This is a genomic window from Rhizobium sp. FG96 (assembly GCF_057808655.1).
In genome coordinates this window covers 182,732-198,331 of sequence record NZ_JBMDIL010000002.1, presented here as the reverse complement: position 1 = coordinate 198,331, position 15,600 = coordinate 182,732, and the positions used below count along the sequence as shown (strand labels likewise).

At 63.3% G+C, this 15,600-nt stretch carries 16 protein-coding genes; 5 read left to right on the top strand and 11 right to left on the bottom strand.

The window, feature by feature from the left end; all coding sequences use genetic code 11:
- Positions 1-13: 13 nt before the first annotated feature.
- Positions 14-1,117 carry a saccharopine dehydrogenase family protein gene (locus tag ACODR6_RS04195; protein WP_199625605.1) on the top strand — a complete coding sequence of 368 codons (1,104 nt, stop codon included), beginning with the start codon at positions 14-16 and terminating at the stop codon, positions 1,115-1,117.
- A 59-nt stretch (positions 1,118-1,176) separates the two neighbouring features.
- On the opposite strand, the gene ydiJ is transcribed toward ACODR6_RS04195, so the two are convergent.
- The 4 genes from ydiJ to hglS are packed head-to-tail and all read right to left on the bottom strand — an operon-like array spanning position 1,177 to position 8,445.
- Positions 1,177-4,209 carry a D-2-hydroxyglutarate dehydrogenase YdiJ gene (ydiJ, locus tag ACODR6_RS04190; RefSeq protein WP_489020980.1) on the bottom strand — a complete coding sequence of 1,011 codons (3,033 nt, stop codon included), beginning with the start codon at positions 4,207-4,209 and terminating at the stop codon, positions 1,177-1,179.
- A 23-nt stretch (positions 4,210-4,232) separates the two neighbouring features.
- Positions 4,233-5,468, bottom strand: coding sequence for a pyridoxal phosphate-dependent aminotransferase (locus tag ACODR6_RS04185; protein ID WP_489020978.1), 1,236 nt, complete (start codon positions 5,466-5,468; stop codon positions 4,233-4,235).
- Positions 5,469-5,480: 12 nt separating this feature from the next.
- Positions 5,481-7,013 carry an L-piperidine-6-carboxylate dehydrogenase gene (amaB, locus tag ACODR6_RS04180; protein ID WP_489020976.1) on the bottom strand — a complete coding sequence of 511 codons (1,533 nt, stop codon included), beginning with the start codon at positions 7,011-7,013 and terminating at the stop codon, positions 5,481-5,483.
- Between the two features lie 40 nt (positions 7,014-7,053).
- Positions 7,054-8,445 (bottom strand): 2-oxoadipate dioxygenase/decarboxylase HglS, encoded by a 1,392-nt coding sequence (gene hglS, locus ACODR6_RS04175; protein WP_489020974.1) that lies wholly within the window; start codon positions 8,443-8,445, stop codon positions 7,054-7,056.
- A gap of 112 nt (positions 8,446-8,557) precedes the next feature.
- Between hglS and ACODR6_RS04170 the strand changes: the two genes are divergently transcribed.
- Both ACODR6_RS04170 and ACODR6_RS04165 read left to right on the top strand, forming a co-directional pair.
- Complete coding sequence (locus tag ACODR6_RS04170) at positions 8,558-9,484, top strand: LysR family transcriptional regulator (protein WP_130280347.1); 927 nt, start codon at positions 8,558-8,560, stop codon at positions 9,482-9,484.
- A 132-nt stretch (positions 9,485-9,616) separates the two neighbouring features.
- A complete protein-coding gene (locus ACODR6_RS04165) occupies positions 9,617-9,919 on the top strand; it encodes a hypothetical protein (RefSeq protein ID WP_489020972.1) in 303 nt (100 codons plus the stop codon).
- Here ACODR6_RS04165 and ACODR6_RS04160 read toward each other — a convergent pair.
- From ACODR6_RS04160 to ACODR6_RS04150, 3 genes are all read right to left on the bottom strand, one after another.
- Positions 9,897-11,030, bottom strand: coding sequence for an HPP family protein (locus tag ACODR6_RS04160; protein WP_489020970.1), 1,134 nt, complete (start codon positions 11,028-11,030; stop codon positions 9,897-9,899). The two genes, ACODR6_RS04165 and ACODR6_RS04160, sit on opposite strands and share 23 nt — an antisense overlap.
- Positions 11,031-11,368: 338 nt before the next feature.
- Positions 11,369-11,818, bottom strand: coding sequence for a hypothetical protein (locus ACODR6_RS04155; protein WP_489020968.1), 450 nt, complete (start codon positions 11,816-11,818; stop codon positions 11,369-11,371).
- A gap of 53 nt (positions 11,819-11,871) precedes the next feature.
- Positions 11,872-12,132: a DUF982 domain-containing protein gene (locus tag ACODR6_RS04150; protein ID WP_112714563.1), complete on the bottom strand. Its 261-nt coding sequence runs from the start codon at positions 12,130-12,132 to the stop codon at positions 11,872-11,874.
- 171 nt (positions 12,133-12,303) lie between these two features.
- On the opposite strand from ACODR6_RS04150, the gene ACODR6_RS04145 reads away from it, so the two are divergent.
- Together ACODR6_RS04145 and ACODR6_RS04140 are read left to right on the top strand one after the other, a co-directional pair.
- The gene (locus tag ACODR6_RS04145; protein ID WP_413711997.1) at positions 12,304-12,456 is read left to right on the top strand and encodes a hypothetical protein; all 153 of its coding nucleotides are present in this window, start codon (positions 12,304-12,306) and stop codon (positions 12,454-12,456) included.
- Between the two features lie 38 nt (positions 12,457-12,494).
- The gene (locus tag ACODR6_RS04140) at positions 12,495-12,761 is read left to right on the top strand and encodes a hypothetical protein (protein ID WP_246777582.1); all 267 of its coding nucleotides are present in this window, start codon (positions 12,495-12,497) and stop codon (positions 12,759-12,761) included.
- Between the two features lie 27 nt (positions 12,762-12,788).
- On the opposite strand, the gene ACODR6_RS04135 is transcribed toward ACODR6_RS04140, so the two are convergent.
- The 4 genes from ACODR6_RS04135 to ACODR6_RS04120 all read right to left on the bottom strand — a co-directional run bounded on the left by ACODR6_RS04135 (position 12,789) and on the right by ACODR6_RS04120 (position 15,596).
- Positions 12,789-13,163 carry a hypothetical protein gene (locus ACODR6_RS04135; RefSeq protein ID WP_489020965.1) on the bottom strand — a complete coding sequence of 125 codons (375 nt, stop codon included), beginning with the start codon at positions 13,161-13,163 and terminating at the stop codon, positions 12,789-12,791.
- Entirely contained in the window at positions 13,153-13,365 is a 213-nt protein-coding gene (locus ACODR6_RS04130) for a hypothetical protein (protein WP_489020963.1), read from the bottom strand. The genes ACODR6_RS04135 and ACODR6_RS04130 overlap by 11 nt, the downstream gene beginning before the upstream one ends.
- A gap of 165 nt (positions 13,366-13,530) precedes the next feature.
- Positions 13,531-14,412: an alpha/beta hydrolase gene (locus ACODR6_RS04125; RefSeq protein ID WP_489020961.1), complete on the bottom strand. Its 882-nt coding sequence runs from the start codon at positions 14,410-14,412 to the stop codon at positions 13,531-13,533.
- A complete protein-coding gene (locus tag ACODR6_RS04120) occupies positions 14,409-15,596 on the bottom strand; it encodes a branched-chain amino acid ABC transporter permease (RefSeq protein WP_489020960.1) in 1,188 nt (395 codons plus the stop codon). Before ACODR6_RS04120 ends, ACODR6_RS04125 begins: the two co-directional genes overlap by 4 nt.
- Between the last annotated feature and the right edge of the window lie 4 nt (positions 15,597-15,600).

Below are 15,600 nucleotides of genomic sequence, written 5' to 3'. Positions count from 1 at the left end.
CCAGGGGATTTATATGAAGGAAATAGTGGTTATCGGTGCTGGCAAGATCGGCGGAGCGATTGCGCTGATGCTGGCGGAGACGGGCGACTACAAGGTCGTGGTCACCGATCGCGACGAGAAGCAGCTTTCGAAGATCGACCGCCATCCGGCGATCTCGACCGCAGCCGTCGACATCACCGATAGCGCCGCGCTGGTCGCCGTCCTCAAGGGCAAGTTCGCCGTTCTCTCGGCCGCCCCCTTCAACCTGACCGGCAAGGTTGCCGAAGCAGCGCTCGCAGCTTCCGTCCACTATCTCGATCTCACCGAAGACGTCGCCACGACCAAGAAGGTCGAAGAGCTTGCGAACGGTGCCGATGTCGCCTTCATTCCGCAGTGCGGCCTGGCGCCGGGCTTCATTTCGATCGTCGCCAATGAGCTCGCCACCCGCTTCGATACGCTCGACAGCGTCCGCATGCGCGTCGGCGCCCTGCCGCAATATCCGTCCAATGCCCTGAACTATAATCTGACCTGGAGCACGGACGGGCTGATCAACGAATATATCGAGCCCTGCGAAGCTGTCGTCGAAGGCAAGCTCGTGACCGTCCCGGCGATGGAAGAGCGCGAAGAGTTCTCGCTCGATGGCGTCACCTATGAAGCCTTCAACACGTCCGGCGGCCTCGGCACGCTGGCGAAGTCGCTCGAGGGCCGCGTACGGACCATGAACTACCGCACGATCCGCTATCCCGGCCATCAGGCGATCATCAAGGCGCTGCTGAACGACCTCAACCTCAAGAACCGCCGTGACGTCCTGAAGGACCTCTTCGAGAACGCGCTTCCGGCCACCATGCAGGACGTTGTCGTGATCTTCGTCACCGTCTGCGGCTGGAAGGATGGCCGCTACATGCAGGAGACCTACGCGAACAAGGTCTATGCGGGCGTCGTCGCCGGCAAGAAGATGAGCGCGATCCAGATCACCACTGCAGCCGGCATCACCACGGTTCTCGATCTCCTCGCAGACGGCAAGCTCCCGCAGAAGGGCTTCGTTCGCCAGGAAGAGATCACTCTGGCTGACTTCCTGAACAGCCGTTTCGGCCGTGTCTATGATCCGGAAGCGATGCGCCTGAAGCAGGCGATGTAATCCTGCGCTGAACAGCTGAGAGCGCCCGGCCGCGGAAGCGATCGGGCGTTTTTTGTTGCCTAGTTGACCAGCTGGCTGAGAATTTCGAGCGGGTGAGGCGGGCGGATCGCATCGATCGCCTTTGCCTGCGAGCGGCAGGAATAGCCGGTCGCCATGACGACAGTGTCATCCGACGAGGCGGCGATGGGGCCAGCCCAGCTCATCGCATAGAGCTGTTCCGACACGGCGCGGTTGCGGGTCTCGTGGCCGAAGGTTCCGGCCATGCCGCAGCACCCCGCCTGGATGGTGTCAAGCTTGATTTGGACGGCGTCGAAGACGGCTTTCCATTGTGCCGTCGAGGCCGGAGCATTGCTGCGTTCGGTGCAATGCGGCAGCAGCTGGAAGCGCCTGCCGGAGGGCGTCGTGATGTTCTTCGCCAGCCGCTCGAGATTGGCGGCCAGCCATTCCTGCGGCAGCAGCACCGGTGCGGAGAGTGCGGTGCCCTTGTATTCGCTGCGGAATGCGAGCGTCATGGAGGGATCGAGGCCGACAAGCGTCACGCCGGTCTCCGCGAGCCGCTGCAAATGGTTCGCTGTCTTGAGGGCAGCCTTCTCGAACTGGCCGAGATAGCCGTGAACATGCAGCGCCTTGCCGTTGACGTGCGATGCGGCAAGCAGCGGCGAAAGCCCGATCTTCTGCGCCAGCTTGATCGCGGCGATCACCACGTCGGGATCGAAAGACGCCGTGAAGGCATCCGGCACGAGGACGACGATGGCCTGCCGCTCAGCGGCGGAGAGCTTGGCAAGGGCCTCGGGGTCCGCAGTGGCGATGCCGAGACGGCTTGCCGCTGTCTGCAGCGAGGTCTTCGGCAGCAGCGGAAGCGATGTCAGGCCGGCGGTCCGCATCAGGCGCTGGCCGAGAGCTGTTCCGGCGGCGAGATTGTAGAGCGGCCTGACCCTTCTCAACCACGGCAGAGTGGTCTCGATCGCCGAGACGAGCGGGTCCTTCAGCGGCCGCAGGTAGCGGCCATAGTAGAGCTCCAGGAACTTGGAGCGTAAGGCGGGAACGCTGACCTTCACGGGACATTGCCCGGCGCAGGCCTTGCAGGCGAGGCAGCTGTCCATGGCCTCGCGCACCTCATGTGAGAAGTCGGCGCGGTTTTTGGGATTGAGGCTGTTGAAGAGGCGCGCCGGAAGACGGGCAAACGAGTTGCCGCTCCGCAGACGTCCGGCTTCCTTGCGGGGATCGATACCCTTGTCGGCGAGCAGCCGCAGCCATTCCCGCATCAGCATGGCGCGGCCCTTCGGCGAGAACCGCCGGTCGCGCGTGGCCTTGTAGGAGGGGCACATCGGGCTCGTCTCGTCGAAATCGAAACAGGCGCCGTTGCCGTTGCAATAGGCGGCATTGTCGAAGGCAGCGCGAATCTCGTTGCCGATCACCCGGTCGGATGCACCGCGCAGCGGCACCTCGTCGATCTTCAGGAGGGGGGCGGGCGCCGAGGACGGCGCGGCGATCTTGCCGGGATTGAGCCGGTTTTCCGGGTCGAAGGCGCGCTTGATGTCCTGCAGGTCGGGATAGAGATCGCCGAAGAATTCGGGCACATATTCGGAGCGCACACCCTTGCCATGCTCGCCCCATAAGACGCCGCCATGCTTGCGCGTCAGCGCCACCACGGCATCGCTGATCCGGCGCACCATCGGCACATGATCCTCGCGGGTGAGATCGAGCGCCGGGCGGACGTGGAGCACGCCGGCATCGACATGGCCGAACATGCCGTAGGAGACGCCGGCATCGTCGAGCAGCGCGCGGAACTCGCGGATATAGGCCGCGAGATTCTCCGGCGGCACCGCCGTGTCCTCGACGAAGGCAACCGGCCTGATGGGGCCATCGACATTGCCGAGCAGGCCGACGGCGCGCTTGCGCATCGTCCAGATCGCCTCGATATCCTGGGGATCGCGGGCAACCGTGTAGCCGAGCCGTCCGGCATCCTGCCCCCGATCGAGCGTTTGCGTCAGTGCCGCAAGTTTCTCTTCGAGCCCGGCTGCATCATCGGCAAGCACCTCGACGATGTTGATGCCGTTTGCCGCAACCGCGTCACCCTCCTGAAAGAAGCCGGCGATGCCGGTCCAGACAATGTCCTTCCGGGCGAGACCGAGAACCTTTTCGTCGACGGTCTCGACCGAGGCGACCTTCAGCGCCGTCAGGCTGCGGGCATCCTCGAGCGCCGCGTTGAAGTCGCCATAGCGGATATTGACGAGTGCGGCCTTTGCCGGGATCGGCAGGAGGTTCAGCTCCGCCTCGGCAATCATCGCCAGCGTGCCTTCCGAACCGCAAAGGATGGCGTTCAGGTCGAAACGGCCGTCCTCGCGGCGGATATGGGCGAGGTCGTAACCGGTCATGTAGCGGTTGAGCTTCGGAAACACCGCGGCGATGCACTCGCGCTTTTCCCGCGCGATCGTCTCCACCGTGCGGTGGATGTCGCCGATGCGGTCCTGCTGCGTCATGATGCCGGCAAGCTCCGCATCATCCATCGGTCGCGACCACCAGTCAGAACCGTCGGTGAGAACGATATGCAGGCCGAGCACATGATTGGAGGTCTTGCCATAGAGGCAGGAGCCCTGGCCGCAGGCATCCGTCGAGACCATGCCGCCGATCGTCGCGCGGTTAGAGGTCGATAGCTCAGGTGCGAAGAAGAGGCCGTAGGGCTTCAGCGCCCGGTTCAGCTGGTCCTTGACGACACCGGCCTGGACGCGGGCGACCCGCCTTGCGGGATCGATCTCCAGAATGCGGTTCATATGCCGGGAACAATCGACCACCACGCCCGAGGTCAGCGACTGGCCATTGGTGCCGGTGCCACCGCCGCGGGGTGCGATCGCGATCTTCTGGAAGCGAGGTTCCGAGAGGACGCTGGCGATCACCTTCAGATCATCGACACCCTTCGGAAACAGGATGCCCGACGGCACGATCTGGTAGATCGAATTATCGGTCGCCGAGACGGTGCGCGAGGCAACGCTCGTTTCCACGTCGCCAGCAAACCCGGCTTCGACGAGACGTTCGAAGAAGCCGGGATGTGATGGCTGCTGACCATGATCGGAGCGAAGACGTGGGATCATTGCCGAGTGGTGCCGGAATCCTATCAGGTCCGCAATGCGGCGCAGGCGCGCTCGATGCGGTCGAGGGCCTCGACGAGCTCCGCTTCCGATGTCGCGTAGGAAATCCGGAAGTAGGGCGAAAGTCCGAACGCCGATCCCGGAACCACCGCGACATGCGCCTCTTCGAGCAGATAATCGGTGAAATCCTGATCGGCTTCCAGCCTCTTGCCCTTCGGCGTCGTCTTGCCGAGAACGCCCGCACATCCCGAAAAGGTGTAGAAGGCGCCTTCCGGCGTGCGGCATTCCAGGCCGTCGATCGCGTTCAGCCGGGAGACGACGAGATCGCGCCGCTGGCGGAAGCTGTCGCGCCGGCCCTTCAGGAAATCCTGCGGCCCGTTCAGCGCCTCGACCGAGGCGGCCTGGCTGACGGAAGAGGGGCAGGAGGTGGCCTGGCTCTGGATGACCGCCATGGCCTTGATCAGCGCCTTGGGGCCACCGGCATAGCCGATGCGCCAGCCGGTCATCGCATAGGCCTTCGACACGCCATTGATGGTCAGCGTGCGCTCCTTCAGCCGCGGCTCGATGGCAACCGGCGTCACGAAGGCAAAATCGTCATAGACGATGTGCTCGTACATATCGTCGACCATCAGCCAGACATGTGGATGGCGCAGAAGCACGTCGAGTAGCGGGCGATAGTCTTCTGCGCTATAGGCAGCGCCCGACGGGTTGGACGGCGAGTTGAGCAGCACCCAGCGGGTCTTCGGCGTGATCGCCTTTTCCAGCTGCTCGGCCTGCAGGCGGAATCCCGCCGCTGCATCGCAGGGGATCAGCACGGAAACGCCGCCGCAGATCTCGACGATATCGGAATAGGACGTCCAGTAGGGCGTCGGGATGATCACCTCGTCGCCCGGATTGATGCTCGCCATGAAGGCGTTGAACAGGATTTGCTTGGCGCCGGTGGCAACCGTCACTTCCTCGGTCGTATAGTCGACGCTGTTTTCGCGGCGGAACTTCTCGACGATCGCCTTCTTCAGGGCCGGCGTGCCGTCGAGAGCGGTATATTTTGTCTCCCCGGCATCAATCGCCCGCTTGGCGGCATTCTTGACGTTGTCGGGCGTATCGAAATCGGGCTCGCCGGCGCCGAGAATGATGACCGGAAGGCCATCACGCTTCATGGCGGCGGCCTTCGCGCCGATCTGCAGGATCTTCGAAACGCCGACCGAGGCGATCCGCGAAGCGGGCCGGAAGCCCGCTTCTTCGATTTTCGCTGAAACCGTCATGACAGGTCCACCTTATGCGATGTCGAAGGATACGCCCTGTGCCAAAGGCAGGGCCTTCGAATAGTTGATCGTGTTGGTCGCACGGCGCATGTAGGCGCGCCAGGCGTCCGAGCCGGATTCGCGGCCGCCGCCGGTTTCCTTTTCGCCGCCGAATGCCCCGCCGATTTCGGCGCCGGATGTGCCGATGTTGACGTTGGCGATACCGCAATCCGAACCGTCGGCGGCAAGGAAGCGCTCTGCCTCACGCATGTCGAGCGTGAAGATCGACGAGGAGAGGCCGGCACCAACCGCATTGTGATCGGCAATGACGGCGTCGAAATCGGAGTATTTCATGACATAGAGGATCGGCGCGAAGGTTTCTTCGAAAACCGGACCTTCATGCTTCGGCATTTCGACAAGCGCCGGCTTGACGTAATAGGCATCGGGATGGCCGAGATCGACGCGGTCGCCACCATGGACGTTGCCGCCATGCGCGCGGGCTTCGCCAAGCGCCTTCTGCATGCCGTCATAAGCGGCCTTGTCGACGAGCGGGCCGACGAGAGCTGCGCTGTCGAGCGGGTTGCCGACGGAGACACTGGCATAGGCCTTTTTCAGGCGCGGAACGAGCTCTTCATAAACGCTGTCGTGGACGAAAAGGCGGCGAAGCGTCGTGCAGCGCTGGCCGGCGGTGCCCATGGCGCCGAAGGCGATGGCGCGCAGCGCCATGTCAAGATCGGCCGACGGGCAGACGATGCCGCCGTTGTTGCCGCCGAGTTCCAGGATCGAGCGGGCAAAGCGCTTGGCAAGGCGCGGACCGACTTCACGGCCCATGCGGGTGGAGCCCGTCGCCGAGACCAGCGCGACGTTTTTGTGGTCGACGAGTGCTTCGCCGATCTCGCGGCCGCCGATGATGACCTGCGACAGGCCGGCCGGCGCGTCGCCGAAGCGCTTCAGGGCGCGCTCCAGAATGGCCTGCGATGCGAGCGCCGTCAGCGGCGTCTTTTCCGACGGCTTCCAGACGACGCTGTTGCCGCAGACGAGAGCGAGCGCAGCATTCCAGGACCAGACGGCAACCGGGAAATTGAAGGCGGAGATGATGCCGACGACGCCGAGCGGGTGCCAGGTTTCCATCATCCGGTGGCCGGGACGTTCGGTGGCGATCGTCAGGCCGTAGAGCTGGCGCGACAGACCGACTGCGTAATCGCAGATGTCGATCATTTCCTGCACTTCGCCGAGACCTTCAGACGGGATCTTGCCGGCTTCGATCGAGACGAGGCGGCCGAGATCGGCCTTGGCGGCGCGCAATTCCTCACCGAGAAGACGCACGAGTTCGCCGCGCTTCGGGGCGGGCGTCAGGCGCCAGGTCTGGAAGGCGGCATGCGCCTCTTCGATCGCAGCGGCTGCACCCTTCGCGTCGACGGTCTTCAGCTTGCCGATCTTCTCGCCGGTGATGGGGGAGAAGGAAACCATGCTGCCATCGGTATAGGCTGCTTTGTCGACGCCGAGGCGATCGAGAATGGCGTGTGCTTCGTCGAGGACGGAAGAGGACTTTACGGAAATGTTCATGTGCCGGACTCCTGTGCGGATTGCTGCCGTGTGTTGACGATTACTGAGCCGCGGGGCGGCGCGAGAGCCTCGAAAGGCATTCGTCGATCGATGCTTGCTCGATCCCTGCATAGTGATCGAATTCGTTGAGAACCTTGGCGCCGAGATCGGTCTCGAAGCGCTGCTGGTTGGGGCTGGCGACGAATTCCTGTTGCGCGCCGTCGCCGAGATTGGACTGGAAAATCCCGGCGGCGCTGACCGGCAGGAAGTCTTCGTAGACGATCGGGTCGAACTGGACGAGACCGTCCGAAACCAGCGTTTCGATGTCGGCCGCATCCGTCGATGCCTTCATGCCCTTCTCGGTCAGCGAATAGCTGAAATAGCCGAGCCCTTCGGCGCGGATTGTTGCCCAGTCATCGGGGAAGGCCTCGAAGGTGGCGGCAAGCGCTGCCTCATAGGCCTCGGCATTCGAACCGTCGGCCGCCGGGCGTACGACCTTGCGCGACTGTTCCAGAAGCTGGTCGTAGAGGCCGCGGCCCTTCGGCGTCAACGCGATGCCGCGCTGTTCGATCTCGCCGAAACGCGCTGTATGCGAGCCGGTCTGCCAGCCGCCCTTGCCATCGAAAAAGGCGACGGCTTCTTCGAGCGCCTTGAACGATGTCTGGCGCAGCAGAATGGCGCAGCGCCGGGTCGGCGGACCCTCCACAACGGCCTTCGGCGCAATGCCGTAGTCGGGCATCAGGCTCTGCACCTTGTCGATATCGAGCGTGCGCGGCGTCAGGTGATTGATATGCGGGCCCTTGAAGGAGACGACGTCGGCAATCAGGCGGTGCGCGTCATGCAGACGATGGTACATCGCGACATCGACGATCGCCTTGTCGTGCCAGCGGAAGGTTTCGAGCACGGCAGCTACGAAACGATCGGCATCATCCTTGGTCAGCCCGCCGTTCTCTTCGGCTTTCTTCGTCAGCTCGATCGCCGCATCGGTGAAGATGCGGCGGGTCGCCAGGATCTTTGCCGCTTCCTCGCGCAGCTCAGCGTCGGCAATGAGATCAAGGCGGAGCAGCGAGGTGAAGACGCGGAAGGGATTGCGCTTCAGCGCGGCGTCGCCGACCGGCCGGAAGGCGGTCGAATGAACCGGAACGCCTGCAGTCGAGAGATCGTAATAGCCGACCGGATACATGCCCATGACGGCAAAGACGCGACGCATCATCGCCAGTTCTTCAGCCGTTCCGAGACGGATCGCGCCGTGGCGCTCCTCGGAAATGCGCTCCAGATTGTCGGTCGCGTCAAGGCGCGTCTTGAGTTCCGGCTCGGCGGAGAGAGCCTCGTCATTGACGCGGGCGACCAGATCCATGAGCGTTCCGTAAGCGGGAACCTCGGTGCGGTACATGGCCGACATGGCCGCGGAAAAGGACGACCGGATTTCGCTCGACGTGACGTGCTTCGTCATTTTGCTCAACCTTCGAAAACGATAGGACTTCATGCTCGAAATGCACTATATTCCGTCCATATAGTCTCGTGTTGTGAAATCTACACCTAACTTGATGCCGAAACGGAATGACATGCGCAGAAGCCTGGTTCCCGATATCGTCACGTTGCAGGCTTTCGAATGCGCCGCACGGCATGGAAATTTTTCGCGCGCCGCCGAGGAGCTGAACCTGACGCAGAGCGCCATCAGCCGCCAGATCGCCGATCTCGAAAAGCAGACCGGGCTGAAGCTGTTCGAGCGGATACGCCAGCGGGTCATCCTGTCGGAGGCCGGGCGCCGGCTGCTTCCGGAGGTTCGGGATCTTCTGTCGCGTTCCGAGCGGCTGATGATCGATGCGGCCGCTGCCGGGCGCATGCGCGCCACGCTGAAGGTTGCGACCCTGCCGACATTCGGGGCGAAATGGCTGGTGCCGCGGCTCGGCCGCTTTCTGGCGCGTTGCCCCGATGTGTCGCTGACAATCGAATCCCGCTCGAAGCCGTTCAGCTTCATGGAAGACAGCTTCGATCTCGCCATCCATTACGGCCTGCCGGTCTGGGCGGGCGGCACTCCGGTCTTCCTCTGCGACGAAACCGTGATCCCGGCCGCAAGCGCCGAGCTCGCCAAGCAGTACCGCGTCGACGGCCGCCCGGACTTCACGCAAATGCCGCTTCTGCATCTGACCACCCGCCCGAAGCTGTGGTCCGATTTCTCCCGCCTGCAGGAACTCGGCATCGAAAACGCCTATCACGGCCTGCGCTTCGACCAGTTCTCGATGATGGTCTCGGCCGCCATATCCGGCCTCGGCGCCGCCCTGCTGCCGACCTACCTGATCGAGGAAGAACTGCGCTCCGGCCTCCTCACCCCGCTGCTGCCGACGACGATGCGCACCGAAAACGCCTACTACGTCGTCCGCCCCGAGGAAAAGCAGAGCCATCCCGTGGCGGAGGAGTTCCAAAGCTGGCTTTTGTCGGAGGTGGGCGCGGATGAGCCGGTGGCCGCAAGTGTGCCCCGCGCGGAATAGCTGCCTGCCGAAAAAAGGCGCGCCCTGCTGGCGAAATAGTCAGCCTTCAGCTGACATAGGCGGAAAACACCCGGATTACGGGGGTGGCACGGCGCTTGCTTCGATCTGATATCGACAGATCGATGGGTGCCCATGTTCAACCTTGCGATAACCTGCCTGCTTCTTGCCGCAGCACTTGGCCTCAGCCTGCGCCGGTTCAGCCTGCCATATCTTGCGAAAGGCGAGATTGGCGAGCAGTCCTCGCCGGTGACGATGGTGGCGAGTGCGGTGTTCCTGGCGGCACTCGCGCTGGCGGTTTCCGATCGGGGGCTGTGGTATGCGGCCGTCGCCATCGGCGGTGGCCTTCTGGTGGCGCTGGTCTTCGATCAGGACAATCCGCGGATGACGGCGGCTTTGTCGGTCGCCTGCCTGCTCAGCTACGTTGCGCTGAGATAGGCGGTCCCTCTTTCTTCGGAAGCGACCGGGCGACGGCGCTCAGCAGATCGGTTTGCGAGATCAGCCCGAGGATATGATCTGCGTCGTCGACGATGATGACGGCGTGGGTGCGGCCATCGGTCAGAAGCGGCAGGAGATCGAAGGCCCGGTCTTCGGCGCGGGCGGTGACCGCTTCCGAAATCTGACCCTCCAGTGAGCCTGGCAGGAGAGCGATTTCGCGCAGGCCGACCGTTCCGATCAGCCGCCTCTCGGCGTCCCTGACCGGCAGCGTGCGGATATTGTGGTGGAGGAGCAGCCATCGGGCCTGCTCGACGGTACCATCGAAATCGATGGCGATGACGTCGCGCGACATGATGTCGGCGCAGGTGATTTCGGCGTTCGAGCGGGCAACGGCCTCGAATTCGACGCGGCGCAGCACGCGGCCGAGATCGGCGCGATCGATGTCGAAGGCTTCGTTCAAGGCGGCGAGCGCCGCATCGATATCCTCGTCGCGAAATCCGGTGCGCTCGGCTGCCGGCGGATCGGCCGTCAGGTGCGTGTTCACAGGGGCGGCGGCAACATGCGGATAGTTGTGGCGCGACAGCTTGTGGAACAGCAGACCGATCGCCACCAGCAGGCAGGAGTTCAGCGCCACCGGCACGAAGGGAAACAGCATTCCCCAGCTGGCGACGACAGGCCCGCCGAGAACGGCCGTCAAAGCCGCAGCACCGCCCGGCGGATGCAGGCAGCGGGTGAAGGACATGGCGGCGATCGCCAGGGAAACGCCGACGCCGGTGGCGATGATCGGATCCTTGATCAGGCTGGCGGCGGCAACGCCCATGATCGCCGAGATGGTATTGCCGCCGATGATCGACCAGGGCTGCGCCAGCGGGCTCGCCGGCACGGCAAAGAGCAGCACGGCGGAGGCGCCCATCGGCGCAACGATCAGCGGCAGATGCGATCCTTCGCCAAACAGCAATCCGCACATAAGACCGGTGAGCGCGATCGCCACCAGCGCCCCGAGGCAGGCGAGAAGCCGGTCGCGCAGCGTCGCGCCCGCCAGCATGGGGTGGAAGAGCCTGGATGATAGGGAGCGCTTGCTCGCTGCGTCGCGCAGTCCTTTAGGGGGCATGGATCGGCCTGTCAGATGAATTGCTGTCTTCAGTGAGAAATCTGTGCCGGGGAGGCGGATGGTGCGGCGAGGAGCAGGTCCTCGGTGCCGCTAAGGGGATCAACGGTGATAGGGAATAAACCGCCGCATCGGCCAGGCATCTCAACTGTCGAGGCTCTTCTATTCTCGAAATGAGAACGCGAACAAGACCTGCTGTGCCAGAGAACCAGGACGAGGTGACGCATCTTCTTGTCTTGCGGCGACTGCCCTTGGTCCGAAGCGCGCAGTTCAAGACTGCTTTTACGGCGAGGTCGTTCATGACTTTTCTTGCTCTGGCCGCCGTTCGCGCCTGGCTGCCATCATCCGTCGCCATGGTCCAGGAGCCATGACGTAATCGGAGCCTCCCCCGTTCGGACGTCTTTGTAGGTCGAGCTAATTTTACTCAGCACCGCCTCGTCATCCGAATCGATCTCATAGAACGTGCTATCGATCGCCCGAATTATCACCCACGGCCGTTCTGACTGCGTGGGTTCCGAGCCAACAAACTCTCCCCAGATAACCTGTTGTGTATTCTCAGCTATGGCGGCTAAATCAGAGCCCGAAAGCCGGCCATCGTCTTGCGCCAACCCCTCAAGCCGTTCGCCCCCTTCACCGGTAGCCTCAAACCACTCGTGCCCCGGCTTGGACGACTTGACTGTCGAGACCACCCAGCATGCTTCTAAAGAACGAGGGGCCAAAAGTCGCAGCAAGTCTCTGAGATCAAACGCAAGAACGTGATCTTTGAGGTCATAGACTCTAAGTGCCGTCATGGTATCCCCGCCACCCTACGGTCGCATTGGCAAAAACACTTTGTCAACAGGACCTAGACGACGGCAGGCGCTTCGATCGGGACGCCTGCCTCGGAGGCGGCGGAGATGAAGCTCAGCCTCGCTTCCAGCGGCGTGCGCAGCCCGGCCTCGACATCCGAGCAGATCTGCAGTGCTTCCATGAAGGCGCGGCCGTTCGAAACCGGCCATGCGTTCAGCAGGATGGCCAGCGCCTCTGCTGTCGTCGCCACGATATGCATGTCGCCCGTTCGCTTGCAGGCGACCAGAACCGGCATTTCCCAACGGCGTGTACTCATGTCCAGCCCTCAGCCAAGACAGGAAAACCATACAGAGTACACCGTCACGGCGTCAAAGCCGGAAATCTCCGCATTCGCAGCATGATTAAGGAGGCGCTAAGCGGTTGTCCATGCCGTAGTCGGGAACCGGGAGGCCATTCCGCGAATTTATGGAATGCAGAGGAGATGACCATGATCCGCAAGCTGAAATCCGGCGAATACCGGCTTTATTCCCGCAAGGTCGATCCGAAGACCCACAAGCGGCGCAATCTCGGGACGTTCAAGAGCCGCGAGGCCGCCGAGAAGCATGAGCGCGAGGTGCAGTATTTCAAGCGCCATGGCTGACGTCTGCGATCGTCCGGTTGCTCAAGGAGGATAGTGCAGTGGTCGACGACGAAGAAGTTCTGATGAAGCGCGACTGGCTGGCGACGGTCTCGGGCGTCCATCTTCACAATGTGCATGGCGACGATCTCGAGGAAAGCCCGTGCAACATGCTGCTCGGCAACGCGATCCTGCATGTGGCCAGCCTGGAAAAGGCCGCCTGCGAGCATCGCGGCGCCAAGGTTGTGATGGGAGAGCTGATGCTCGATTGCGCCGAATGCCGGGCGCTCGCCGAAAAATTCGGGGCGCGTCTGGCGGTCATCGAATAGGTGGCCCCTGACTTGGCGGGGCTCCGATTAGCGCGCCCCGTCCGCGCGGCCATCCCTGGCCGTCAGCAGGGCGAGAGCCGATTGCGCGACGCCGACAATGGCTTCCAGCAGCTCGCTCTCGCTCGCCTGCATCATGCCCAGTCCGGTAATGGCATCCTCGAATTCAGCCGCTGCCGGCGTCCCGTCGTCGAGCTTTCCCGACAGCTCAAACCCCGCCTCGCAGACCTTGGTCAGCTCGTCGCGTTTGCCGATATCGGTCATGCCCGGCAGCGATATCGCGACACGCTCCAGCTCGGCGATGAAGGCGGCCGTCTCCAGTGACAGCTGCGTCAGCGGCATGTGCCGGGCATCGGCGTGGATGCGGGCAAGCGAGGCGCGCATTTTCATCCGGTCAGCTCGCATGACCGGCTCCATCCAGGCTTTCCGATGCCGTATTGTCGTTCGACGAGTTGATGCCCAGGCTATCCTCGATCATCGCCCGCAGCATGGCAAAGCGAAGCTCGAGCGCCGTCACCTCGACCGATTTCGTCAGATTCGAAAGGTCGGCTGCGAACAGATCGAGCTCGTGCAGGAGCGATTGAACATCGGATGTCAGATAGCCCATGAGGTTCCTATGTCTGAAGCGACTCGGGATCGAGTTTCGCTAGACACTTAACCGGCAATCATGGCCTGCGAAGGCCGATGCGGCTGGCATGGTGAACATCCCGTAAATACTGACAGGGTGTGTTTCAGGATGATCCGCCGCCCGGCCGCACCTGCCTCAACCTTTTCAACGCGGTAGCTTTCCGTCGAAGAGATTCATGACGGTGCGGGTCATTATTCCATCGCGCGTCTTGAAGCCTTCCAGCACTTCGAAGTGGTTTGCATTCGGCAGGACGAAGCTTCTGGAGCAATTGCCGCTGGCTTGCCAGGCCTCTTCGAAACGCCGGGACTGCCCGGCAAAAGCCTCCGGATCCGCATCGCCCCAGGTCAGCGCAAGCGGTGCGGCGAGCTTGCGGACATTCAACAGCGGGCTGTCGTTCTGGATCGTTGTCGGCGTCAGCCTCAGCGACGGCTGCAGGAAGCTGCCGGCAAGCGGTGTCAGGTCGAACAGGCCGCTGATTGCAAAACCGGCCTTCACTGTGTCGTCAGGCAGGCCGTAGCGCGACCAGTCGGTCAGCAGCGTGGTGGCCGTCAGGTGGCCGCCGGCGGAATGCCCGCCGACAACGATCCTGTCGGGATCGCCGCCGAAAGATTCGGCATTCCTGTAGGTCCAGGCGACGGCGGCCCTGACCTGGCGGACGATCTCGCCGATTTCGACGGTGGGGCAGAGATCGTAGGTGACGTTGACGACACAGGCACCCGCCGCGACCGGTCCCGGCGCCACCATGGAGAATACCCGTGAGGTTAGCGATTTCCAGTAGCCGCCGTGAACGAAGACGAAGATCGGCGCCTTCTTCGGAGAAGGCGAGGGACGGTAGAGATCGAGATGCTCCATCAGCGTCGGGCCGTAGGCGATACCGAGCTGCTTGTCGTCGATGGCCGCCTCCGCGGCCGCGCTATCTTCCATGAAGCGGCGAGCATAGATCATGAAGTCGGGAACGGAGGCCTCGACGTCATAGGCCGCATCCAGCGCGGCCTGGGTCTCGTAGCCTGAAAACAGCTGTGTCATTGCGCTTCTCCTGAGGTGGATGGTTGCTGTAGCGATCGGGTGAGGGCGGGGCGGTGCCCGCCACGCCGCTCGAGAAGGCCGGCGAGCCCCTGCGGCAGAAACAGCATCAGGGCGATCGATATCAGCCCGAGCACCAGTTGGCCCTGGCCGGACATCTGGCCGAGGATGCGATCGACGATGACGAAGAGGACAGCGCCGATCAGCGGGCCGGAGACGGTTCCCATGCCGCCGGCCACGGCGACGAAGACGACGTAGGACGCCCAGGAGATCGAGAAGCCGGATGCCGGCGTGATGATCATCGCGTCCATGAAATAGAGCCCGGCCGCCAGCCCGGTCACGAAGGCGCTGACGAGGAAGATCGCGGTCTTGATCCGCATCACGTCGATGCCGCTGCTTTCGGCCGCTTCCTCGTCGTCGCGCACCGCCATCAGCGCCTGTCCGTAGGTCGAGCGCATCGAGAGGAAGATGCCGAGCGTGACGACGGCGGCGAGGCCGAGCGCCAGATAGTAGAGCGTCAGCACGTCGACACCGGCATTGATCTGCATGCCGCCGCCTGCACCCGCAAGCGGCCAGCCGTTGAAGATCGTCGCGACGGATTCGGCGATCAGCCAGGTGGCAATGGCGAAATGCGCGCCGCGAAGCCGCAGGAGCGGCAGGGCGCCGAGAAACAGGAAGAGCAGCAGTGAGGCGCGGCGGGTGAAGGCGTCGCCGAAGAGATCGAGCTCAGGCCACAGCGTCACGGCGATCTCATATCCAACGGCAAGACAGAGGGCGGCGCCGAGCGCCCAGGATCGCCTCACCGGCCGTTTGAAGCCCATCGGCACGACGAGCAGCATGGCAAAAGCCAGCGGCACGAGGCCGGCAAAGATCCAGACCGCCGCCATGGGTGCGGCGGCGTAGTAGATCAGGATGGCTTCGGAAAAGCCGGCAAGGCCGATGAATACCTGCTGGCCGAAGGAGAGCATGCCGCCGAACCCGGCCATCAGGTTCCAGGCATGGCCGAGCGTCGCGAAGATGAAGACCGACATCAGCAGGTGGACGACATAGCTGTCGGCGCCGGTTGCTATGGGAACGAGCGTCAAGGCGGCGAGCAAAGCGAATACTGCGATCAGCCGCGGCGCCGGTCTGGCAAGGCTGGCGGTTGCCGGAGGCGAGCCGATGGCGGGGGAACTGGAGATGTCCATGGGT

Excerpts from the sequence above, each read along its gene's own strand:
- ACODR6_RS04195 (WP_199625605.1), top strand. The coding sequence starts at position 14 with ATGAAGGAAATAGTGGTTATCGGTGCTGGCAAGATCGGCGGAGCGATT.
- ydiJ (WP_489020980.1), bottom strand. The coding sequence starts at position 4,209 with ATGATCCCACGTCTTCGCTCCGATCATGGTCAGCAGCCATCACATCCC.
- ACODR6_RS04185 (WP_489020978.1), bottom strand. The coding sequence starts at position 5,468 with ATGACGGTTTCAGCGAAAATCGAAGAAGCGGGCTTCCGGCCCGCTTCG.
- amaB (WP_489020976.1), bottom strand. The coding sequence starts at position 7,013 with ATGAACATTTCCGTAAAGTCCTCTTCCGTCCTCGACGAAGCACACGCC.
- hglS (WP_489020974.1), bottom strand. The coding sequence starts at position 8,445 with ATGACGAAGCACGTCACGTCGAGCGAAATCCGGTCGTCCTTTTCCGCG.
- ACODR6_RS04170 (WP_130280347.1), top strand. The coding sequence starts at position 8,558 with ATGCGCAGAAGCCTGGTTCCCGATATCGTCACGTTGCAGGCTTTCGAA.
- ACODR6_RS04165 (WP_489020972.1), top strand. The coding sequence starts at position 9,617 with ATGTTCAACCTTGCGATAACCTGCCTGCTTCTTGCCGCAGCACTTGGC.
- ACODR6_RS04160 (WP_489020970.1), bottom strand. The coding sequence starts at position 11,030 with ATGCCCCCTAAAGGACTGCGCGACGCAGCGAGCAAGCGCTCCCTATCA.
- ACODR6_RS04155 (WP_489020968.1), bottom strand. The coding sequence starts at position 11,818 with ATGACGGCACTTAGAGTCTATGACCTCAAAGATCACGTTCTTGCGTTT.
- ACODR6_RS04150 (WP_112714563.1), bottom strand. The coding sequence starts at position 12,132 with ATGAGTACACGCCGTTGGGAAATGCCGGTTCTGGTCGCCTGCAAGCGA.
- ACODR6_RS04145 (WP_413711997.1), top strand. The coding sequence starts at position 12,304 with ATGATCCGCAAGCTGAAATCCGGCGAATACCGGCTTTATTCCCGCAAG.
- ACODR6_RS04135 (WP_489020965.1), bottom strand. The coding sequence starts at position 13,163 with ATGCGAGCTGACCGGATGAAAATGCGCGCCTCGCTTGCCCGCATCCAC.
- ACODR6_RS04130 (WP_489020963.1), bottom strand. The coding sequence starts at position 13,365 with ATGGGCTATCTGACATCCGATGTTCAATCGCTCCTGCACGAGCTCGAT.
- ACODR6_RS04125 (WP_489020961.1), bottom strand. The coding sequence starts at position 14,412 with ATGACACAGCTGTTTTCAGGCTACGAGACCCAGGCCGCGCTGGATGCG.
- ACODR6_RS04120 (WP_489020960.1), bottom strand. The coding sequence starts at position 15,596 with ATGGACATCTCCAGTTCCCCCGCCATCGGCTCGCCTCCGGCAACCGCC.